The sequence below is a fragment of the Weizmannia sp. WK01 genome, from assembly GCF_025905465.1.
In the GTDB taxonomy this organism is placed as follows: domain Bacteria; phylum Bacillota; class Bacilli; order Bacillales; family Bacillaceae_C; genus Weizmannia; species Weizmannia faecalis.
Map to the genome: position 1 here is coordinate 3,422,160 of NZ_CP109616.1, position 21,075 is coordinate 3,443,234.

At 49.1% G+C, this 21,075-nt stretch carries 19 protein-coding genes, 13 tRNA genes and 3 rRNA genes; 2 read left to right on the forward strand and 33 right to left on the reverse strand.

Annotated elements, in window-relative coordinates:
* The 19 genes from tsaB to OF158_RS16320 form a co-directional block, all read right to left on the reverse strand.
* Positions 1 to 702 (reverse strand): tRNA (adenosine(37)-N6)-threonylcarbamoyltransferase complex dimerization subunit type 1 TsaB, encoded by a 702-nt coding sequence (gene tsaB, locus OF158_RS16230; protein WP_014096820.1) that lies wholly within the window; start codon positions 700 to 702, stop codon positions 1 to 3.
* Positions 699 to 1,154: a tRNA (adenosine(37)-N6)-threonylcarbamoyltransferase complex ATPase subunit type 1 TsaE gene (gene tsaE, locus OF158_RS16235; protein WP_014096819.1), complete on the reverse strand. Its 456-nt coding sequence runs from the start codon at positions 1,152 to 1,154 to the stop codon at positions 699 to 701. Before tsaE ends, tsaB begins: the two co-directional genes overlap by 4 nt.
* Positions 1,155 to 1,349: 195 nt before the next feature.
* Positions 1,350 to 1,423, reverse strand: a tRNA-Met gene (locus tag OF158_RS16240).
* A gap of 16 nt (positions 1,424 to 1,439) precedes the next feature.
* Positions 1,440 to 1,555 (reverse strand): 5S ribosomal RNA (gene rrf / locus OF158_RS16245).
* Positions 1,556 to 1,871: 316 nt separating this feature from the next.
* A 23S ribosomal RNA gene (locus OF158_RS16250) occupies positions 1,872 to 4,804 on the reverse strand.
* A gap of 165 nt (positions 4,805 to 4,969) precedes the next feature.
* Positions 4,970 to 6,523 (reverse strand): 16S ribosomal RNA (locus OF158_RS16255).
* The 16S, 23S and 5S rRNA genes sit together here with 13 tRNA genes alongside, the layout of an rRNA operon.
* A gap of 120 nt (positions 6,524 to 6,643) precedes the next feature.
* Positions 6,644 to 6,717: transfer RNA gene (locus OF158_RS16260), tRNA-Gly, on the reverse strand.
* A 7-nt stretch (positions 6,718 to 6,724) separates the two neighbouring features.
* A tRNA-Pro gene (locus OF158_RS16265) sits at positions 6,725 to 6,798 on the reverse strand.
* 136 nt (positions 6,799 to 6,934) lie between these two features.
* Positions 6,935 to 7,008 (reverse strand) — tRNA-Arg (locus tag OF158_RS16270).
* A 5-nt stretch (positions 7,009 to 7,013) separates the two neighbouring features.
* Positions 7,014 to 7,098: transfer RNA gene (locus tag OF158_RS16275), tRNA-Leu, on the reverse strand.
* 61 nt (positions 7,099 to 7,159) lie between these two features.
* Positions 7,160 to 7,234, reverse strand: a tRNA-Gly gene (locus OF158_RS16280).
* 15 nt (positions 7,235 to 7,249) lie between these two features.
* A tRNA-Leu gene (locus OF158_RS16285) sits at positions 7,250 to 7,331 on the reverse strand.
* Between the two features lie 7 nt (positions 7,332 to 7,338).
* A tRNA-Lys gene (locus tag OF158_RS16290) sits at positions 7,339 to 7,414 on the reverse strand.
* Positions 7,415 to 7,419: 5 nt separating this feature from the next.
* A tRNA-Gln gene (locus OF158_RS16295) sits at positions 7,420 to 7,494 on the reverse strand.
* A 1-nt stretch (position 7,495) separates the two neighbouring features.
* A tRNA-Asp gene (locus tag OF158_RS16300) sits at positions 7,496 to 7,571 on the reverse strand.
* Between the two features lie 24 nt (positions 7,572 to 7,595).
* Positions 7,596 to 7,667 (reverse strand) — tRNA-Glu (locus tag OF158_RS16305).
* 21 nt (positions 7,668 to 7,688) lie between these two features.
* Positions 7,689 to 7,779 (reverse strand) — tRNA-Ser (locus OF158_RS16310).
* A gap of 4 nt (positions 7,780 to 7,783) precedes the next feature.
* Positions 7,784 to 7,858 (reverse strand) — tRNA-Asn (locus OF158_RS16315).
* 111 nt (positions 7,859 to 7,969) lie between these two features.
* Positions 7,970 to 8,461, reverse strand: a complete 492-nt coding sequence (locus OF158_RS16320) for a SprT family protein (RefSeq protein WP_014096818.1) — start codon at positions 8,459 to 8,461, stop codon at positions 7,970 to 7,972.
* 150 nt (positions 8,462 to 8,611) lie between these two features.
* Between OF158_RS16320 and cmpA the strand changes: the two genes are divergently transcribed.
* On the forward strand, positions 8,612 to 8,728 hold the full coding sequence (cmpA, locus tag OF158_RS16325) for a cortex morphogenetic protein CmpA (RefSeq protein ID WP_088775937.1): 117 nt from the start codon (positions 8,612 to 8,614) through the stop codon (positions 8,726 to 8,728).
* A 22-nt stretch (positions 8,729 to 8,750) separates the two neighbouring features.
* Here cmpA and OF158_RS16330 read toward each other — a convergent pair whose 3' ends face one another.
* From OF158_RS16330 to acpS, 14 genes are all read right to left on the reverse strand, one after another.
* On the reverse strand, positions 8,751 to 10,928 hold the full coding sequence (locus tag OF158_RS16330; protein ID WP_017551128.1) for a Tex family protein: 2,178 nt from the start codon (positions 10,926 to 10,928) through the stop codon (positions 8,751 to 8,753).
* Between the two features lie 74 nt (positions 10,929 to 11,002).
* Positions 11,003 to 11,596, reverse strand: a complete 594-nt coding sequence (locus OF158_RS16335) for a PP2C family serine/threonine-protein phosphatase (RefSeq protein WP_017551129.1) — start codon at positions 11,594 to 11,596, stop codon at positions 11,003 to 11,005.
* 5 nt (positions 11,597 to 11,601) lie between these two features.
* On the reverse strand, positions 11,602 to 12,381 hold the full coding sequence (gene sigB, locus OF158_RS16340) for an RNA polymerase sigma factor SigB (protein ID WP_014096815.1): 780 nt from the start codon (positions 12,379 to 12,381) through the stop codon (positions 11,602 to 11,604).
* On the reverse strand, positions 12,359 to 12,829 hold the full coding sequence (gene rsbW, locus OF158_RS16345) for an anti-sigma B factor RsbW (protein WP_014096814.1): 471 nt from the start codon (positions 12,827 to 12,829) through the stop codon (positions 12,359 to 12,361). Before rsbW ends, sigB begins: the two co-directional genes overlap by 23 nt.
* A gap of 3 nt (positions 12,830 to 12,832) precedes the next feature.
* Entirely contained in the window at positions 12,833 to 13,168 is a 336-nt protein-coding gene (locus tag OF158_RS16350; RefSeq protein WP_026104587.1) for an anti-sigma factor antagonist, read from the reverse strand.
* 69 nt (positions 13,169 to 13,237) lie between these two features.
* Entirely contained in the window at positions 13,238 to 14,248 is a 1,011-nt protein-coding gene (locus OF158_RS16355) for a PP2C family protein-serine/threonine phosphatase (RefSeq protein ID WP_017551130.1), read from the reverse strand.
* Positions 14,249 to 14,261: 13 nt separating this feature from the next.
* Entirely contained in the window at positions 14,262 to 14,663 is a 402-nt protein-coding gene (locus tag OF158_RS16360) for an anti-sigma regulatory factor (protein WP_014096811.1), read from the reverse strand.
* A 4-nt stretch (positions 14,664 to 14,667) separates the two neighbouring features.
* Positions 14,668 to 15,024: an STAS domain-containing protein gene (locus OF158_RS16365; protein WP_014096810.1), complete on the reverse strand. Its 357-nt coding sequence runs from the start codon at positions 15,022 to 15,024 to the stop codon at positions 14,668 to 14,670.
* Between the two features lie 3 nt (positions 15,025 to 15,027).
* Positions 15,028 to 15,855 carry an RsbT co-antagonist protein RsbRA gene (locus tag OF158_RS16370; RefSeq protein ID WP_014096809.1) on the reverse strand — a complete coding sequence of 276 codons (828 nt, stop codon included), beginning with the start codon at positions 15,853 to 15,855 and terminating at the stop codon, positions 15,028 to 15,030.
* A gap of 489 nt (positions 15,856 to 16,344) precedes the next feature.
* Positions 16,345 to 16,695 carry a type II toxin-antitoxin system PemK/MazF family toxin gene (locus tag OF158_RS16375; protein ID WP_013860680.1) on the reverse strand — a complete coding sequence of 117 codons (351 nt, stop codon included), beginning with the start codon at positions 16,693 to 16,695 and terminating at the stop codon, positions 16,345 to 16,347.
* Between the two features lie 4 nt (positions 16,696 to 16,699).
* Positions 16,700 to 16,978: a CopG family ribbon-helix-helix protein gene (locus OF158_RS16380; protein WP_014096808.1), complete on the reverse strand. Its 279-nt coding sequence runs from the start codon at positions 16,976 to 16,978 to the stop codon at positions 16,700 to 16,702.
* A gap of 152 nt (positions 16,979 to 17,130) precedes the next feature.
* Positions 17,131 to 18,282, reverse strand: coding sequence for an alanine racemase (gene alr, locus OF158_RS16385; protein WP_014096807.1), 1,152 nt, complete (start codon positions 18,280 to 18,282; stop codon positions 17,131 to 17,133).
* 201 nt (positions 18,283 to 18,483) lie between these two features.
* Positions 18,484 to 19,500, reverse strand: coding sequence for a LolA family protein (locus OF158_RS16390; protein ID WP_035183268.1), 1,017 nt, complete (start codon positions 19,498 to 19,500; stop codon positions 18,484 to 18,486).
* Between the two features lie 140 nt (positions 19,501 to 19,640).
* Positions 19,641 to 19,991 (reverse strand): holo-ACP synthase, encoded by a 351-nt coding sequence (gene acpS / locus OF158_RS16395; RefSeq protein ID WP_014096805.1) that lies wholly within the window; start codon positions 19,989 to 19,991, stop codon positions 19,641 to 19,643.
* Positions 19,992 to 20,271: 280 nt separating this feature from the next.
* On the opposite strand from acpS, the gene OF158_RS16400 reads away from it, so the two are divergent.
* A complete protein-coding gene (locus OF158_RS16400; protein ID WP_014096804.1) occupies positions 20,272 to 20,871 on the forward strand; it encodes a rhomboid family intramembrane serine protease in 600 nt (199 codons plus the stop codon).
* Positions 20,872 to 21,075: the final 204 nt, after the last annotated feature.

Sequence of the window (21,075 nt, forward strand, 5' to 3'; positions counted from 1 at the left end):
TTAGTGACTCTCCCGTTTATGCTTTTCAAGCCATTTGGCTTCTGCCTCTACTAACCGTATGTAATTTGGAACGAAAGTGTGTATCTCCGCGTCCGGTTCATCCATCCCAAGCCTGGCCAGTTCGCCCGGCCTCGGATTATGCAGGGTCCAATCTGCTACCGCCATTTTATCTCCCAGCTTCTTCGCAAGAACGGCTTCATGAAGGGCAACATGCTGGCCGATCAATAATACGGGCGCCTCAAGCGCACTTAACCGGGTTCCCCATTCAGCGGATGATACATTGCAATCTTCCACTACTGTTTGCAAAACCCCGTTTTCATAGCGGTACAAACCGGTATAAATCCGCCCTCTGCGCGCATCAAAAAGCGGGGAAATATACCCGTCAAAATAACGGCCGGACGCCGCCAACAACTTCAGGCTGGAAACCCCCACCAATGGAATTTGAAGGCTCCAGGCCATCGTTTTTGCGATCGTGACGCCAATCCGTATGCCGGTGTAAGATCCGGGCCCTTTTGCCACCACAATCTTATCCAGCTCAGCCGGTTTTATCCCGCACGCCTCCATGACTTCCTGCACAGCCGGCATCACGCGGACACTATGATTTTTTTTCAAATTTGTCATATATTCGGCCAGCACAACATGATCATCGGCCAATGAAACGCCCAGCACTTCATTTGAAGTATCGATTGCCAAAACTTTCATCCAAAAATCTCCTCACATAATGATACATAACGGTCCCCAAACGGTTCCGCTTCAATAAGCCTGCGGTCTCCTTCAAGGCGGAGAATGCGGATTTCCAAATAGCTCTCAGGCAACAGATCTTTGATAAAATGTGCCCACTCCACAACCGTCACGCCATCACCTTCAAAATATTCATCAAAACCAAGGTCCTCCTGCGCATCCTCCAAACGGTATACGTCCATATGATACAGCGGCAGGTTCCCCCGGTACTCTTTTATAATGGTAAAAGTCGGGCTGTTCACGGTACGGCGAATGCCCAGCCCGTTCGCAATCCCTTTTGTAAAAGTCGTTTTTCCTGCCCCCAGGTCACCCTCCAGCAAAAGGACATCCCCCGGTTTCAGATGGGCAGCCATTTTTTCTGCAAAAGAAAAAGTCTCTTCAGGGCTGTTGGAAACGAAACGATAACTCCCCATTTGCCGCCTCTCCTCTACAACTTTATCGCAAATTGCCGCCAATCCAAAGTACGGCGCGCCTTATAAAAAAAGCCTTAGGAATGTTCCTAAGGATGCTTCAATCCAATTCTAGTTTAACCGATTTTGGACAAATACGCAAAAACAGGATGAAAAATATAAAGAACAAGCAGTCAAACCACTGCTTGTTCTGATCGATTGCGGGGGCAGGATTTGAACCTGCGACCTTCGGGTTATGAGCCCGACGAGCTACCAGACTGCTCCACCCCGCGATAATAATATATTCAGGCCCGGCAGCGTCCTACTCTCGCAGGGGGAAACCCCCAACTACCATCGGCGCTGGAAAGCTTAACTTCCGTGTTCGGGATGGGAACGGGTGTGACCTTTCCGCCATCGCCACCGGACCTTAATGACAAGAAATATTATAACACAGTTGCTGTTATTTATCAAGAGAAATAATTGTATTCCTTCAAAACAGGATGGGAGAAAAAACTGTAAACGGAGAACGCATTTCTAACTTTGAGAATGGTCTAGCTTCAGCGCCTTTGGTAAGGCACCTCCGCTTTTCTGTTGTCCAGCTCCAGCGCCTATCGGCTAGCGTATTTCTACGCTTTCTCCCTACGATAAGTCAACATCGGCTCGATACCTCGCCGTGTTTCCTTTATCTCAGTCGAAAGCTCCGAAATCCGTACGCCGATGAGCAAGGCGCTTCCGCTTTTCGTGGTTAAGTCCTCGATCGATTAGTATCCGTCAGCTCCACACGTCGCCGCGCTTCCACCCCGGACCTATCAACCTGATCATCTTTCAGGGATCTTACCAGTATAAACTGTGGGAAATCTCATCTTGAGGGGGGCTTCATGCTTAGATGCTTTCAGCACTTATCCCTTCCGCACATAGCTACCCAGCGATGCCTTTGGCAAGACAACTGGTACACCAGCGGTGCGTCCATCCCGGTCCTCTCGTACTAAGGACAGCTCCTCTCAAATTTCCTGCGCCCGCGACGGATAGGGACCGAACTGTCTCACGACGTTCTGAACCCAGCTCGCGTACCGCTTTAATGGGCGAACAGCCCAACCCTTGGGACCGACTACAGCCCCAGGATGCGATGAGCCGACATCGAGGTGCCAAACCTCCCCGTCGATGTGGACTCTTGGGGGAGATCAGCCTGTTATCCCCAGGGTAGCTTTTATCCGTTGAGCGATGGCCCTTCCATGCGGAACCACCGGATCACTAAGCCCGACTTTCGTCCCTGCTCGACTTGTAAGTCTCGCAGTCAAGCTCCCTTATGCCTTTACACTCTGCGAATGATTTCCAACCATTCTGAGGGAACCTTTGGGCGCCTCCGTTACCTTTTAGGAGGCGACCGCCCCAGTCAAACTGCCTGCCTGACACTGTCTCCCACCCCGGTAAGGGGTGCGGGTTAGAATTTCAATACAGCCAGGGTAGTATCCCACCGATGCCTCCGCCGAAGCTGGCGCTCCGGTTTCCAAGGCTCCTACCTATCCTGTACAAGCTGTACCAAAATTCAATATCAGGCTGCAGTAAAGCTCCATGGGGTCTTTCCGTCCTGTCGCGGGTAACCTGCATCTTCACAGGTACTATAATTTCACCGAGTCTCTCGTTGAGACAGTGCCCAGATCGTTACACCTTTCGTGCGGGTCAGAACTTACCTGACAAGGAATTTCGCTACCTTAGGACCGTTATAGTTACGGCCGCCGTTTACTGGGGCTTCAGTTCAGAGCTTCGCCTTACGGCTAACCCCTCTCCTTAACCTTCCAGCACCGGGCAGGTGTCAGCCCCTATACTTCGCCTTGCGGCTTCGCAGAGACCTGTGTTTTTGCTAAACAGTCGCCTGGGCCTATTCACTGCGGCTTCCCGGGGCATACACCCCAAAAAGCACCCCTTCTCCCGAAGTTACGGGGTCATTTTGCCGAGTTCCTTAACGAGAGTTCTCTCGCTCACCTTAGGATTCTCTCCTCGCCTACCTGTGTCGGTTTGCGGTACGGGCGCCTTTCACCTCACTAGAGGCTTTTCTTGGCAGTGTGGAATCAGGAACTTCGGTACTAAAATTTCCCTCACCATCACAGCTCCGCCTTGGCGCGAAGGATTTGCCTCCGCACCGGCCTAACTGCTTGGACGCGATCAACCAGTGTCGCGCTTGCCCTATCCTCCTGCGTCCCCCCATCGTTCAAACGGTGAAGAGGCGGTACAGGAATATCAACCTGTTGTCCATCGCCTACGCCTTTCGGCCTCGGCTTAGGCCCCGACTAACCCTGAGCGGACGAGCCTTCCTCAGGAAACCTTAGGCATTCGGTGGAAGGGATTCTCACCCTTCTTTCGCTACTCATACCGGCATTCTCACTTCTAAGCGCTCCACCGGTCCTTCCGGTCCGGCTTCAACGCCCTTAGAACGCTCTCCTACCACGGACACCAAATGGTGTCCATCCGCAGCTTCGGTGATACGTTTAGCCCCGGTACATTTTCGGCGCAGCGTCACTCGACCAGTGAGCTATTACGCACTCTTTGAATGATGGCTGCTTCTAAGCCAACATCCTGGTTGTCTAAGCAACGCCACATCCTTTTCCACTTAACGTATACTTTGGGACCTTAGCTGGCGGTCTGGGCTGTTTCCCTTTCGACCATGGATCTTATCACTCACAGTCTGACTCCCAAGCATAAGTTTTTGGCATTCGGAGTTTGTCTGAATTCGGTAACCCGATGAGGGCCCCTCGTCCAAACAGTGCTCTACCTCCAAAACTCTTCGCTTGAGGCTAGCCCTAAAGCTATTTCGGAGAGAACCAGCTATCTCCAAGTTCGATTGGAATTTCTCCGCTACCCACACCTCATCCCCGCACTTTTCAACGTGCGTGGGTTCGGGCCTCCAGCAAGTGTTACCTTGCCTTCACCCTGGACATGGGTAGATCACCTGGTTTCGGGTCTGCGGCCTCATACTCTTTCGCCCTGTTCAGACTCGCTTTCGCTGCGGCTCCGCTTCTTCAGCTTAACCTTGCATGAGACCGTAACTCGCCGGTTCATTCTACAAAAGGCACGCCATCACCCGTTAACGGGCTCTGACTACTTGTAGGCACACGGTTTCAGGATCTCTTTCACTCCCCTCCCGGGGTGCTTTTCACCTTTCCCTCACGGTACTGGTTCACTATCGGTCACTAGGGAGTATTTAGCCTTGGGAGATGGTCCTCCCGGATTCCGGCGGGATTCCTCGTGTCCCGCCGTACTCAGGATCCACTCGGGAGAGAACGAAGTGTCAGTTACAGGGCTTTTACCTTCTCCGGCAGGCCTTTCCAAGCCGCTTCACTTACCCCGTTCTTTTGTAACTCCCATATGAGTGTCCTACAACCCCGGAAGGCAAGCCTTCCGGTTTGGGCTGTTTCCTGTTCGCTCGCCGCTACTTGGGAAATCGCAATTGCTTTCTCTTCCTCCGGGTACTGAGATGTTTCAGTTCCCCGGGTGTGCCCTTCCTGCCCTATGGATTCAGGCAGGAATCCTGTCCGATTAAAGACAGGGGGTTTCCCCATTCGGAAATCTCCGGATCAAAGCTTACGTACAGCTCCCCGGAGCATATCGGTGTTTGTACCGTCCTTCATCGGCTCCTAGTGCCAAGGCATCCACCGTGCGCCCTTTCTAACTTAACCATAAAAAGGTTTAAATCCAAAAATAAGCGATTCTCAGTTTACTTGGTTTATTTCTCCTATCCGGTTTTCAAAGAACACATGTTGAAGGATTGAACCTTCAAAACTGGACAAAACGGAAACATCAAACTTAATTTTGGAAAATGAAGTTTTCCTTTTATTCCTTAGAAAGGAGGTGATCCAGCCGCACCTTCCGATACGGCTACCTTGTTACGACTTCACCCCAATCATCTGTCCCACCTTCGGCGGCTGGCTCCATAAAGGTTACCTCACCGACTTCGGGTGTTACAAACTCTCGTGGTGTGACGGGCGGTGTGTACAAGGCCCGGGAACGTATTCACCGCGGCATGCTGATCCGCGATTACTAGCGATTCCGGCTTCATGCAGGCGGGTTGCAGCCTGCAATCCGAACTGGGAATGGTTTTCTGGGATTGGCTTAACCTCGCGGTCTCGCAGCCCTTTGTACCATCCATTGTAGCACGTGTGTAGCCCAGGTCATAAGGGGCATGATGATTTGACGTCATCCCCACCTTCCTCCGGTTTGTCACCGGCAGTCACCTTAGAGTGCCCAACTGAATGCTGGCAACTAAGGTCAAGGGTTGCGCTCGTTGCGGGACTTAACCCAACATCTCACGACACGAGCTGACGACAACCATGCACCACCTGTCACTCTGTCCCCCGAAGGGGAAGGCCCTGTCTCCAGGGAGGTCAGAGGATGTCAAGACCTGGTAAGGTTCTTCGCGTTGCTTCGAATTAAACCACATGCTCCACCGCTTGTGCGGGCCCCCGTCAATTCCTTTGAGTTTCAGCCTTGCGGCCGTACTCCCCAGGCGGAGTGCTTAATGCGTTAGCTGCAGCACTAAAGGGCGGAAACCCTCTAACACTTAGCACTCATCGTTTACGGCGTGGACTACCAGGGTATCTAATCCTGTTTGCTCCCCACGCTTTCGCGCCTCAGCGTCAGTTACAGACCAGAGAGCCGCCTTCGCCACTGGTGTTCCTCCACATCTCTACGCATTTCACCGCTACACGTGGAATTCCACTCTCCTCTTCTGCACTCAAGCCTCCCAGTTTCCAATGACCGCTTGCGGTTGAGCCGCAAGATTTCACATCAGACTTAAGAAGCCGCCTGCGCGCGCTTTACGCCCAATAATTCCGGACAACGCTTGCCACCTACGTATTACCGCGGCTGCTGGCACGTAGTTAGCCGTGGCTTTCTGGCCGGGTACCGTCAAGGCGCCGCCCTGTTCGAACGGCACTTGTTCTTCCCCGGCAACAGAGTTTTACGACCCGAAGGCCTTCTTCACTCACGCGGCGTTGCTCCGTCAGACTTTCGTCCATTGCGGAAGATTCCCTACTGCTGCCTCCCGTAGGAGTTTGGGCCGTGTCTCAGTCCCAATGTGGCCGATCACCCTCTCAGGTCGGCTACGCATCGTTGCCTTGGTGAGCCGTTACCCCACCAACAAGCTAATGCGCCGCGGGCCCATCTGTAAGTGACAGCAAAAGCCGTCTTTCCTTTTTCCTCCATGCGGAGGAAAAAACTATCCGGTATTAGCCCCGGTTTCCCGGTGTTATCCCGATCTTACAGGCAGGTTGCCCACGTGTTACTCACCCGTCCGCCGCTAACCTTTTAAAAGCAAGCTTTTAAAAGGTCCGCACGACTTGCATGTATTAGGCACGCCGCCAGCGTTCGTCCTGAGCCAGGATCAAACTCTCAGTAAAGATGTTTGATAAAAGCTCAAAAAGAATTTGACGTTTCGTTTTGTCCAGTTTTCAAGGAACAATCTCAATTAGCAACTTATTTAGTATAACATTACAACAAGTCACTGTCAACATAAAATTTGGAGCGGGTGATGGGAATCGAACCCACGACAACAGCTTGGAAGGCTGTGGTTTTACCACTAAACTACACCCGCATGCAAATCGGGAAAACAGGATTCGAACCTGCGACCCCATGGTCCCAAACCATGTGCTCTACCAAGCTGAGCTATTTCCCGCATTTCCCTGGTCTAAAAACTATCAAACCAACTTATAATAAGAAAAGGCCTGTTTTTTATAAAGTTTTCAACTGCCCGGTAAGCTCTGGAGCCTTTTACGCAGCTGTTAACAGATCTTTTTTGCATGAAAAAATAGCGCGCCCAAGAGGAGTCGAACCCCTAACCTTTTGATCCGTAGTCAAACGCTCTATCCAATTGAGCTATGGGCGCGTAAATGCGGCCGAGAGGACTTGAACCTCCACGGGATTTAACTCCCACTAGGCCCTCAACCTAGCGCGTCTGCCATTCCGCCACGACCGCGTTATTAACTTGACACCTTTATATTATATCAAAACCTTTTATGGATGTCAACTACTTTTTATGGAGCGGAAGACGGGATTCGAACCCGCGACCCCCACCTTGGCAAGGTGATGTTCTACCACTGAACTACTTCCGCGATTTATCAAATCAATGCCGGTGAAGGGAGTCGAACCCCCACGCCGTGCGGTGCCAGATCCTAAGTCTGGTGCGTCTGCCAATTCCGCCACACCCGCGGATAAATGGTGAGCCATGCAGGATTCGAACCTGCGACCCTCTGATTAAAAGTCAGATGCTCTACCAACTGAGCTAATGGCTCAAAAATGGCTGGGCCAGCTGGATTCGAACCAGCGCATGACGGAGTCAAAGTCCGTTGCCTTACCGCTTGGCTATGGCCCAATGGCGGTTCCGACGGGAATCGAACCCGCGATCTCCTGCGTGACAGGCAGGCGTGATAACCGCTACACTACGGAACCACTCATGATATGATAAATTTCAAATGACCCGTACGGGATTCGAACCCGTGTTACCGCCGTGAAAGGGCGGTGTCTTAACCGCTTGACCAACGGGCCGCGATGACTGCTTTGTATGTATGGCGGAGAAGGAGGGATTTGAACCCTCGCGCCGCTTACGCGACCTACGCCCTTAGCAGGGGCGCCTCTTCAGCCACTTGAGTACTTCCCCAAAATGGCTCCGCAGGTAGGATTCGAACCTACGACCGATCGGTTAACAGCCGATTGCTCTACCACTGAGCTACTGCGGAATAACAAGCAACATCTTGTCGACTCTTAACATTATAATGACGGGACACGAAGGTGTCAACCCTGTTTTAAAATTTATTTTTAAAGCTTGTTTCGAAGATGCTGCATGCCCATTATTTCCGGCCCGGTTCAGCATACGTTTTGTGCAGCACCAGTTTTCCACCGCATCTCCCGCAAACGTACCGGTTGGTGTTGACCTTTCTTTGCCTTTTATACAGGATGCCACACTCCGTACAGACATATTCGTAACGCGGGGACGGGCGGCTGATCATGCGGGAAGCTGCTTTACTCGGCAGCACGGCACAATAGCGGGGCGCGTCCGTTTCCTTTAACAATTGTTTGAAGTCCGCATCCCGGTGCCTGTACCCTTTCCCTTCCAGATGAAGATGGTAATGGCAAAGTTCGTGTTTGATAATGCCGATCAGCTCTTTTTCTCCGAGTTCTTCTAAATATTTTTTATTGATTTCGATATTGTGGCTTTTTAACAAATATCTTCCCCCGGTGGTCCGCAGCCGGGGATTAAATGAGGCTGCATGCCGGAAAGGTTTGTGAAAATACTCCATTGATATTTTTTCCACAAGGCCTTGCAATTCCTTGTTATCCATGGCCGTATGCCTCCTTACTCATAATGAAAAATGGATGCCGCGGGCACCTGCGCTTTTCTTTTCACATGACAAGTTATTATAGCATATACTTTAGTAAAAGTGCGGGGGGATTGGTTTTGTTTCAGCATTCAGGAACAAGGGGGCGTTTGTGTGCCGGTATGGTTTCAAAACCAAATACGGAGAGCTTTTTGCGAGAAAAGGCGCAGTGAAATTAAACTGCTGAATGAATGCTGGTTTTTTTACAATGAAAAGAAGATGCGCGTGTAACTGGCGCATCTTCTTTTCATTTTTAATCATTTGGAAGCATGGTGAGCGATAATCTTCCTTTTTGGACGTCCACTTTCTCCACCCATACGGTGACAATATCGCCGACTGAGACGATATCAAGCGGATGTTTAACAAAACCTTTACTTAATTTTGAAATATGGACAAGCCCGTCTTCTTTCACGCCGACATCGACAAACGCCCCGAAATCGACGACATTCCGGACGGTTCCTTGCATCTCCATCCCCGGTTTCAGATCTTCCAGTTTCATAATATCCTTTTTCAAAAGCGGTTTTGGCAGTTCATCACGCGGGTCGCGGCCCGGTTTTTTCAAGGCTTCGAAAATATCTTGCAGGGTCAGTTCGCCGATGCCGAGTGTCTTTGCCATTTCCGGGACAGACAGTGTTTCGAGCGATTGGATCAGCTTTTCTGTACCGATATCCGCTGTCGTCATGCCCAGTTCATTCAGCAAAGATCTGGCCGCATCGTAGCTTTCCGGGTGGATCGGTGTTTTATCAAGTGGTTCTTCCCCATCCGGTATGCGGAGAAAGCCGATACTTTGTTCGTATGTTTTTGCGCCGAGGCGGGGAATCTTTTTCAATTCGGCCCGGTTTTTAAATTTGCCGTTCTCATCGCGGAATTTTACAATATTGCCCGCTACAGTGCTGCTGAGCCCGGACACATATTGCAAAAGAGACGGGGATGCGGTATTGACATCGACACCGACCTGGTTGACGGCTGTTTCAACGACGAAAGTGAGCGATTCATTCAGTTTCTTTTGCGAAACGTCATGCTGGTACTGCCCGACACCGACCGATTTCGGATCGATTTTCACAAGCTCTGCCAGCGGGTCCTGGAGCCTGCGGGCGATGGAGACGGCGCTCCGTTCTTCAACATGCAAATCCGGAAATTCTTTGCGGGCAAGGTCGGATGCAGAGTAGACGCTTGCCCCCGCTTCATTGACAATCATATAGAAAACATCTTCTTCTATTTCTTTTAAAATACCGGCAATCCATTGCTCGGTTTCCTGTGAGGCTGTGCCGTTTCCGATCGCAATGACCTCCACCTTAAAATCCCGGATGATGCTTTTTACAATCGCTTTGGCTTCTTCTGTTTTCGGTTTTGGCGGATGCGGGTAAATCACGCCGATTTTCAGCACTTTGCCCGTTTCATCCACGACTGCGAGTTTGCAGCCGGTTCGGTACGCCGGGTCAACCCCGAGCACCGTTTTTCCTTTTAAAGGCGGCTGAAGAAGCAGGTTCCTTAAATTTTCGGCAAAAATATGGATCGCCCGGTCTTCCGCTTTTTCGGACAGTTCGTTGCGGATTTCCCTTTCAATGGCGGGCTCAATTAGCCGTTTATAGCCATCTTCCACCGCTTCCTTGACGATGCCTGATGTAATGGAGGCTTCACTTCGGATCACTTGCCGGTTCAAATACGCCAAAATCCGCTCGGTGTCGGCCTCAATGGATACGCGCAAAATGTTTTCTTTTTCGCCGCGGTTAAGGGCAAGCACGCGGTGGGGAACGATTTTGCGGACCGGTTCTTCGTAGGCGTAATACATTTCGTATACTTTCTTCTCATCTTTTTCCTCGTCTTTGACGGTGCTTGCCATCACGCCTGTTTTAAACGTTTGGCCGCGGATCCAGCCGCGGTATTTCGGCTCATCCGAAACCATTTCGGCAATTATATCTTTTGCACCCTGCAATGCTTCTTCGGCAGATGCCACCTGCTTTTCCGCTGATACGTACGCTGCCAGTTCAGCATCCAGGTCGCCTTCAGCCGGAAACGAAAGCATCCAGCGGGCCAGCGGTTCCAGCCCTTTTTCCTTTGCAATCGTGGCCCTTGTCCGGCGTTTTTGTTTATACGGGCGGTAGAGGTCTTCTACCAGCTGAAGCTTTTCTGCCTGTAAAATTTTCCCTTTCAGCTCTTCTGTTAATTTTCCTTGCTCATCGATCAGGCGGATGACTTCCTCTTTTCGCTGCTCAAGATTTTGCAAATAGTTCCACCGCTCCATAATGTCACGGATCTGCACTTCATCGAGCGCACCGGTCATTTCTTTCCGGTAACGGGCAATAAAAGGAACGGTATTGCCGTCTTCCAGCAAACCGATGACATTCCGGATGCTCTTTTCCGGGAACTGCAATTCTTTTCCCAGCTGGCTGATAAGCCTTGCCTGTTTTTCTTCCAAATTAAACACCACACTTCTGATTACTCTTCTGTTATTTTATCATGCTTTACGGGCTGAAAAAAATTGCAAAATAAAAAAGCTTGCCTTTACTGCAAGCTCCCAATAATAAATGTAGCGTCGTCATCCATGGTCTGTTGTTCTTTTAACTGGTCGGCAATCCGTTCGATAGACTCACATTTCTTCAAAAAAGATTGGACATTCCGCTCTTTCACGCCGTCTGAATGGATGACGAACCTGGAACCCGGTTCATAGTCAAAAATCTCGGTTTTGAATTGCTGCGGCTTGCCGGACAAGTACCCGGTAATCGGGATCGGATAAGTCAGTTTGCCGCCCGGTGCCACCATAAAAAAGCGGATGTTGCCGACACAGCTGTAAACAAATTGGCGTGATTTAAAACAGGCTTTGAAAATGGCAACCGCTGCGCCCCGCTTCCGGTACAAAGCACGATTGCATGCGTCCATCAGCGTGTCAACATCGTCATCCGATTGTTCTTTCACGACTTTCGCAACAGCCTGGGAAGAGTAGTAGGCAAATTCCCCGCTCCCCAGCCCGTCTGCCAGCACACAGAGGAAATAGTCATCCGTTGCCTTCATAAAATAGGCGTCTCCGCACAGGTCCCGGCCGGCCTTTGTTGTCTGAAATCCATATACTTCTACTTGCTTTGAACTAAGATAATTCATAATGGCTAATTCTCCACATGTTGCAGTTCACCTTCTATGGCGTCCCGCAGTTTTTTGATCGCACGGCGTTGCAGGCGCGAGACGTGCATTTGCGAAATCCCCAATTTCTCACCTGTGTCCTTCTGGCTTAAATTTTCAATATACGTGTAGTGGATGACCTGGCGTTCCCTCTCGCTCAGTACGTGCAACACTTTTTCAAGCACAAGCCGCTGGTTGACTTTTTCATATCCGTCATCTTCACTGCCGACCATATCCAGCAGGGTCACGGTACTGCCGTCTGAATCCGACTCAATCGAATGGTCAACGGAAAGTGCGTGGTAGCTTTTGCTCATTTCCATTGCTTCCAGCACTTCTTCTTCTGAGATTTCAAGATGTGCAGCAATTTCAGCGATTTTTGGCGAGCGTTGCAGTTCGTTCGTCAGTTTTTCAACAGTGGATTTAATCCGCGGGCCGAGTTCTTTAATCCTTCGGGGGACGTGGACACTCCATGTTTTGTCTCTCAAAAACCGCTTAATTTCTCCGATGATGGTCGGAATCGCAAAGGATTCAAAGCTTTTTCCAATATTCGGGTCAAAGCGCTGAATGGCGCCGAGCAGGCCGATAATCCCCACCTGGAAAATGTCCTCCTGGTAGGCTCTTCCTTTCGAATATTTGCGGGCAAGCGACTCCACAAGTTTCTGGTAGTGCGCGACAAGTATTTCCTGCGCCTCTTTGTCGCCGTTTTGCTGAAAAGATTGTATCAATTGATTGACATCAATCTGATCAGGTTGAGGCAGTTTTGACATTCGTCTCCACCTGCTCCCCTTGAAGGTACTTGGTCATCATGACTGTAATCCCGCCATCATAATGTATGCGGACTTCATCCATTAAACTTTCAATGAGATAAAGGCCCAATCCTCCTTCTCTCATAAATTCGATCTGCACATCTTCCGTGTAAGGCCCAGCAAGTTCCCTTACTTTTTCCAGATCAAAACTGTCTCCGTTATCGGAAACCATGACTTCAAGGCGGTCCGGATAGAGGCTGAAATCGATGCTGACTTCCCCGTCCTCCTTGTCCTTATAGGCATGCTGGACAGCATTGGTAATAGCTTCGCTCGCGGCGATCTTCAAATCCTCGATGAGTTCGTAATCAAATCCCATGCGGCTTGCAATACCGGAAATGGTGAGGCGGATGACTCCGACATATTCCGCTTTGGCAGGGATTTTCATACTGATATGATCAAACTCCTCCATGTCTCACACTCCACCTTCTATTTCGGTATTAATCTTCATGATGTCGGAAAGGCCTGTAATATCAAACAGCCGTTTCAAACGGTCGGAAAGCCCCGTCAACGTGAGCATCCCGCCGTTTGCCCGCAAGCTTTTAAACAAACCGACCAGAACACCCAGCCCGGTGCTGTCCATATATGAAACATTGGTTAAATCTATTAAAACTTCCAAACCTGCTTTTCCTTCATATGGTTCAAATGCTTCTCTTAATTTTGGAGCTGTAAATGCGTCAATTTCCCCCGAAATGGTTACGTTTAAGGTATTTTGACTTTCCTTTTCCTTTACATCTACTGCAAAGTCCATTTCTTTCACCTCTTTAACATTCATCACTAAGTGGTTCATACCCTTTCCGGGCTGATGGCAAACCTGCTTTTAGGCAGTTCTTTTTAAAATCAGCAAGGTAAAATCATCACACAATTCAAATTCCTGCCATCTTTCCAGCTCCCTGTACACATTTTCCACGATTTCCTGTGCGCTCTTGCGAATATTTTTCCGGATCAGGCCGGTAATCGTTTCCCGGCTGACAAATCCTTCCTTTGTCCGGCATTCCGTTACACCGTCTGACAACAGCACAATCATATCGCCGAGCTGTACATCTTTTATATATTCATGATACTTCGATTTTTTTTCAATGCCCAAAAGCAGCCCTTTTGCGATTAAATCCTCAAATTCATCCGTTTCCGCATGATAGTAAAAACCGGGCTCGTGCCCGGCGGATGCGTAGGAGAACTTATGTACTACCGGGTCATACATACCGTAAAACATCGTGATAAACATACTCGGGTCGACATTCTGTTCAACGACGCGGTTCAGATTTTCCAAAATGATATGGGGTTGGTGGCTGTATTCCGGCAAACTGTCCATCGCGTATTTGATCATGGACATGCAGAGCGCCGCCGGGATCCCTTTCCCGATCACATCCGCGATTGCAATGCCGATACGGCGGTTCTCATCTTCAATAAAATGATAATAATCGCCGCTCATTTGTTTGGCCGGCATGCTGATCACGCCAATATCAATGCCATCCTGCTCCGGGACATTCGCCTTGAGCAGGGTTTGCTGCATGCCCGCAGCAATCTCAATTTCGCTCTTCAGTTCTTTTTGTTTTGTCCGGAGGCTTTGCTGTTCCCTGTAAACGAGCCCGTAGGCAAGCATAACTTCCAGCAGGACATCAAAGGACTGCTGCACCGTTTTGGAAAGCCCGGGTTCGATTTGCTGCAAAACAGAGCGGTGGCACATAATCATGTCTTCAGGAGAGATCCGGTTTTCAATCAGTTTGCGGCTGAACTTCTCGCACTGGTACAGCGCCTGTTCATCCGGATGCTGTAAAAAATGGCTGAGAATCTCTTTATATTCCTGCTCCATTGCATCGCGGAAATCCATCTTTTTCCTCCTATCATCGTATCCACTTGATTGCGGTAACGGTTGTTCCCTCATTCGGCGCCGAAACGATATCAAATTCGTCCATCAGGCGTCTTACTCCCGGCAGGCCTGCCCCAAGCCCTCCGGATGTGGAATAGCCGTCTTCCATTACTTTCCGGATATTTTCAATCCCCGGCCCTTTATCTGTAGCGATCACTTTCAGCCCTTTTTTCCCGTCTTGCAGAACTTTCTCAATCCGGATTTCCCCTTGTCCTGCGTATATAAAAATATTGCGGGCGAGTTCGCTGATGGCCGTTGTGATTCTTGCCTGGTCGACAGCACCGAAATGGAGCTCCCTTGCAATGTTTCTCCCAAGCTGGCGGGCGGCCACAATATCCCACTCATTCAAAATTTTTACACAGGAATGGTTATCCATACAGCTAGTCCCCCAATTCCTGTTTTAATTTCTCCAGGCCGCTTTCCAAATCCAGTGCCGTCATGACGCCCTCCATCGTAATTCCCAACTCGATCAGGGTAATGGCGACTGCAGGCTGGATTCCGGTGATGACCACTTTTGCGCCCAGCATTTTGGACATATTGACCACATCGCCCAGCACTTTTGCGATGAATGAGTCAATAAAATCGATAGAGGTGATGTCGATGACAACACCGCTTGCATTCGTTTCGTATATTTTTTTAAGCAAATCTTCCTGAAACTCCAAAGCTGTCTGGTCATCAAGCTCCCATTGGATCGAGACCAGCAGGCAGTTTCCCAGCTTTAAAATGGGTATGCGCATCAATCAACCCTCCCATTCTACGATTTTCCTCCCTGTCATTTCAAGAGCCTGTTCAATTCCTCTTTGCAGTGTACTCGTTGTTGTAATATGATTTAATTTGATTCCCAAATTTGTTAACGTATGTGCAATTTCAGCACGGATGCCGACAAGCATGCAGCGGGAGCCGACAAGCCGGACAGCATTTGCCGCCTGAATGAGATGATGGGCAACAACCGTATCAACAACTGGCACGCCCGTAATGTCGATCAGTACCACCTCCGACTTGTTTTTCACAATGCCGTACAGCAGGTTTTCCATAATCTGTCTTGCCCTTTCCGAGTCAATGGTGCCGACTAATGGAAGGACGGCAATTTTGTCAAACACCGGAATCAAGGGGGCGGACAATTCCTTTAACGCACTTTGCTGAAGCGAAATGGTTTTTTCCCAGATGGTGGTGTAGGCATTGACAAATTCATTTTGAACGGCATTGGTCCATTCCCGGAAGATTTCCCAGAATTCCTGGTGCTTTTCAAACACGACATCCGGGTTGTTATTCATCATCAGGTTGTAAACAATATCCCCGAGAATTTGAATGCCAGTCGTTGCAAAAGTGAGCGGCCAGCCCAGTGTCACGATTCTTTCGGAAAACTCGCCGAGCTGTTTCTCGTATTCGTGATTGCCTTTCGTCAACCGCGCAAGAATCACTTCGACAAAATCCCGGCTTGTTTTTTCAAACACCACCCCTTCATCAAAATGAAACGGGGCACCGCCTTTTGCTTTCATGCTTTTCATCCATTCATCCAGTATTTCATCTTTATGTTCTGGTATAAATTTCGCTAAATATGATTGCATGATCAACCCTCTTTCCTCCGAACAGTTTGAAGCGCCCTTCTTTGACAGCCTGCTTTAGACATGCCGGGCTTTTCCGGAAGGCTTGCACAAAAACAAATGAACTGCTGCCTTTCGCCCCGGCGGATGGCTTTTTTCTGAACCGGTTTGTTGAAAAAACACAGAAAAATCCATTTGATTTATAAGTTATTATATCTGTTTTTGCCGGCAACCGGAAAATATTTTTTATGTAAATGGCACAGGAATCGGGCAAAAGCAGCATTTTTCGGAAATTTTCTTTGGTTTATCTTATAGCGTTATCATATACCCGTTTTCAGATAGGGTTAAACCACATTCGTTGTATTTTTTTTGAAGGTGGGTTGCGCATGTTTGACCGCAGCACGTGAAAAAATATGCTAAAACGGGCGACGGGATGATCTCTCTTTTGTTCCAGCTTATTTTAAGAATGGCAAAGCCTGCCGAATGAAAAAACGCCCTTTAAAAAGAGCGTTCCTAAAATTCGACCAGTCCCAGGCTGATTTGCAGGGCGTCGTCAATTTTTTCCATGACTTCTTCATCAAGATGCGTAATCTTATCCGTTAAGCGTTGTTTATCGATTGTGCGTATTTGTTCAAGCAATATCACAGAATCCCTTTCCAAACCGTAACGCTTTGCATCAATTTCCACATGCGTGGGCAATTTTGCTTTCTGGATTTGCGCTGTTATCGCGGCAACAATGACAGTGGGGCTAAAACGGTTTCCAATGTCGTTTTGTAAAATGAGGACAGGACGTACGCCTCCCTGCTCGGAGCCGACCACCGGAGATAGATCGGCGAAGTACACGTCTCCACGCTTAACAATCAAAGGATTACCCCCCGCTTACTAGGCTTTCAACTGTATGTTCTGCTTCGTATTCAGCCTGGATCGCTTCGGAGGCAATCGCCAAATTAATTTTTGCCATTTCCATGTAACCACGCCTCATCGTTTCGCGGATTTGGCGTTTTTTCCGTTCTTTTAAATACATTTTTGTGGCACGGTAAATTAATTCATTGCGATTCATATTTTCAGTTTCAGCAAATCCGTCCAATTCCGTCAACAGCTGCTGCGGCAAGCGGACTAAAATTTCTGTTGAAATAGGTTCAGACACCTGCTACACCTCCACGCACTAGACACCGTTTCTACTTTCCATTCCCTTTTCATCATACCATCAAATACACTATATGCAAAGGCCAAATCACCATTCCTGTCTATTATCGGCAAAAAAATCATGTCATTATTCAAAATTCGCCAAAACATTTTTCAACCTTCAAGGACCGGATTCGACACGTCCGCGACATCGTTCCCGTTTTTCAGGAAAATGCGCGGCACCCGGCTTGAAATGGAACAGGTAACCTCGTAGTTGATGGTTTCGAGCTTTTCGGCAATTTCGTCAACAGGAATGGACAAATCTCCCTGCTTTCCAATCAAGGTTGCTTTTGTCCCGACAGCAACCGGACGGGCAAGCTTGACCATGCATTGATCCATGCAAATCCTGCCGACAATAGGCGCTCTTTCCCCGTCAATGATCACTTCCTGACCTGAAAGCCTGCGGATCCAGCCATCTGCATATCCAATCGGCAGCGTGGCGATCCATTCATCGCCGGAAGCCTGATAAGTGGCACCATAACTCACCGTGTCCCCGGCATGGATTTGTTTCACATGCGTCACCTTCGTATGAAGGGAGAACGCCTCTTTTAACGGAAACGGCAAAACCGGCTTGATGGCGGGCGAAGGGGAGAGCCCGTACATTGCAATGCCGAAACGGACAGCATTAAACGGAGACTGGTCAAATCTCAAAGCGGCGGCGCTGTTTGCGCAGTGCACATACGGCGGGCGGTGTTCGAGGTTTAAAACCATATCCTGAAACTGGCTATATTGCTTTTCATACAAAGTCGTATCGATTTCATCCGCTGTCGCAAAGTGGGTAAAGATCCCTTCAAAATAGAAACAGGATTGTTGGTTCACGATTTTTTCCACTTCTTTTAATTCCTGTAGGGTTCTTACGCCAATCCGGCCCATTCCGGTATCACATTTAAGATGGACGGATAGTTTCCGCCCGGTTAAATACCGGCCTGCTTCCTCAAGCCAGTCTTTTTGAAAAACAGTCAGGGAGATGTTTTCTTCAGCCGCGACTCCGGCATCTTCCGGACGGGCTGCCCCCAAAACAAGTATCGGAGCGGTAATCCCTTTTTTTCGTAACGCGAGCGCCTCGTCCAAAAATGCAACCGCAAGCGCTGAAGCTCCGGATGCAAGCGCGGTTTTCGCCACATATTCCGCGCCGTGCCCGTAGGCGTTCGCTTTTACAACCGCAATGATTTGCGTATGCTCGGGCAAAAGCTGGCGCATATTTCCGACATTTTCCGAAATGGCATCCAAATCGACTTCCACCCATGTATCCCGGTAAAAAGCCATGATTACACTTCCTTTATGATTCCATATCCTGATTATCGAACGCGTAGCCAGCGTTGTCAATGGTTTTTAAAAGGAAGTCTTATCAAACCGGTTTGGGACGGATTGCCGAAAGCAACATGCTGTAACCGCATCAAGAAAAAAACCCGCAGAGAATGGCTGCGGGCTTGTGCTTTTAGTGCTTACGAACGGGTTATCCGCATTTTATTTTTCCGGTTCTCCTCCGACAGACTGGGCGACTTCCATCATTTCCGCAGCCGTGAGCGATTTGGAGGCAAGCGTATATTCGACACCGTTCACCGTCCAGGACAGGGAGTCGCCTGTCTTGATCCCGAACGCAAACCCGAGATCCGCCATTTCCCCGTTTGCAGGAATCGGTTCTGTGGAAGCAGCAGGGAGTACATCTGCCTTTTCCTCAATCAGCGTATACGTTTTATCGCCCGTATAGGTCAAAATAACGCGCTTGCCGTTTGCAACGGCAACTTCCTGTTCATCGAGCAGCGTCGTCCCCCCGATTTTTGCCGTCGGATATTTTACCGAAAACTCTTTGTTGCCGACCTTTCCGTCCACCGGCACTTCGAGTTTCGCCCCTGTCATATTTTTTTTCGTGTCAAACGCGTTGCTGTCGAATTTTGCATTAAAATCCACTTTCGTAAAAAGCACACTGACAAGCGTATTGCGGTCCGTGTCCATCACTTTCACACTGACTGGTGCAAGCGTCCTTTTGTCAAAAGTAATTTGCTGGTACGGCAGCATCTTATGGTTTTGATAGCGTGTCTTCGTCTCAAACACATATCGGTTCTTTTTCACCGTCATCTTTGCCTCTTTATCTTTCAATATGTCTTTCACAAGTGATTCATAAAGGTACGCCTGGCTTGTGTTGTTCGGCCAGTCGCTTTGAAATTTGTAGCTTTTGTTGAGGGCGGGCGTGACCACAAACACGCCTTCTTTATTGCGCAAAATCATCTGGCTCTGCCCCTCGCCCGCATTTTTCAGGTTGACACGGTAATATCCCGGCCGGTTGTGCCAAACTTCAATATTGTATGTCCGCGGTTCATTGCCCGTTTTCAGCGTCATTTTCGCATTCAGCTTGTAGCCGTCCATCTTCTCCACTTTTTCATTTAATTTTCCGGCCACATCCTGCGGTTTTTTCGCTCCGCAGGCGGAAAGCAGAAAAATGGCAAACAGCGCCGCAAACAAAACCCAGTACTTTCTCTTCATCCTTTCAACCCCTTTATTGTCTCAAATCTTATGAAGAGAAAGGCTTCATCAAAAGCCCGTGCCTTGTCTCTCCTCTCTTACTCTGAATATATGAGACAACCCGGGCCTGTATGATGGGGAATTGAAAAAACGTTATAGCTTCAGTCTTCCAGAATCACTTGGGCGAATGCATATTCACGGCTGTGCGTGATCGACAAATGGGCATGGGGCTCTGCCGGCTTTGAAAAATACGGGCGGCCATTTTCATCTTTTGCGATTTCAATTTCCTGAAAAGACAACGCGCCCCCGATCCCCGTGCCAAAAGCTTTGGAATAAGCTTCTTTCGCCGCAAACCTGCCGGCCAGGAATTCAATTTTCCTTTTTTCTGTCAACTTGCAGAACTTTTGCTGCTCCGCTTTTGTTAAAATCCGCCCCGGAAACCGCGGCTGCCGTTCATACAGCTTTTTTATCCTTTCAAGCTCGACAATATCAATGCCAATTCCTTTGATCATGTGCTCACCTTCTGTTTTTCCAGAGTATAAACCACAAAATTTCCGATACCCGATTTTCACGCTGCTGCGGTGCCTCTGCCTTCCGTGAAAATATGCGCCGGTAAATCGTTCTGCTGGTATCCATGATGGCGGTTCGGCCCTTTTTGAAAATACGCGCCGGATTTGGGCTATCCCTTTTTCCATCCTGCTGGCGGTTGCGGTTAGAAGCAGGCCGGACGTCTAATTCGTCATTTCCGGCATATGTATAAATAGAGCTTTTCCATTGAAAGGAGTATTTGCAATGCTGATCCGCCCGATCCGCTTTTCTGCTTTTATTGGTTCCTATCCCGTCGTATCTGCCATTTTCCTGGCCCAGTGCCTCTTGTTTGCGGCCATGCGGCTTCCGGTTTTACCAACACAAACCCTTTATGAAACACTGTCCGGTGTGAACCTTTATATTGCCCAAGGGGAAATATGGCGGCTTGTCTCCCCTGTTTTTGTCCATATTGATTTCAGCCACCTGCTGTTGAATTCCTTCTCCCTTTTGCTGCTCGGCCCCTGTCTCGAACGGCTGGCCGGAAAATGGAAGTTTACCCTATTATATTTTGGCTGCGGATGCTGCGCCAATCTCGCTTCTTTTTTTCTGCTTCCGCTTACCTATTCCCATGCCGGTGCGAGCGGTGCCCTGTTCGGCCTGATCGGCGCATATGTCGCCCTTGTCTGGGTCGGGGAAGATGTGCCAAAAACAAGCCGGCAAACCATTTTATCGATTGCGGTCATTTCCGTTGTAACGGCTATGATGCAGCCTGGTGCCAACCACACAGCCCATCTTTCCGGACTCGTTGCCGGCATGCTGCTCGGAGGCATGCTTTTGCAAAGAAAAGCGGCTTCTCCTGCTTAGAAAAAGTCAATTCTCCGGACTCATTGCCGGCGTGCTGCTCGGGGGAATGACTTTTACGAAAAAAACGGATTCTTCCGCTTTAAAAAAAGCCAATTCTTTTCAGCCGCATTACCGGCGTGCTGCTCGGGGGAAAGGCTTTTACGAAAAAAAGCGGATTCTTCCGCTTTAAAAAAAGCAACGGGAGCTGCCGTTGCTTTTTTAATG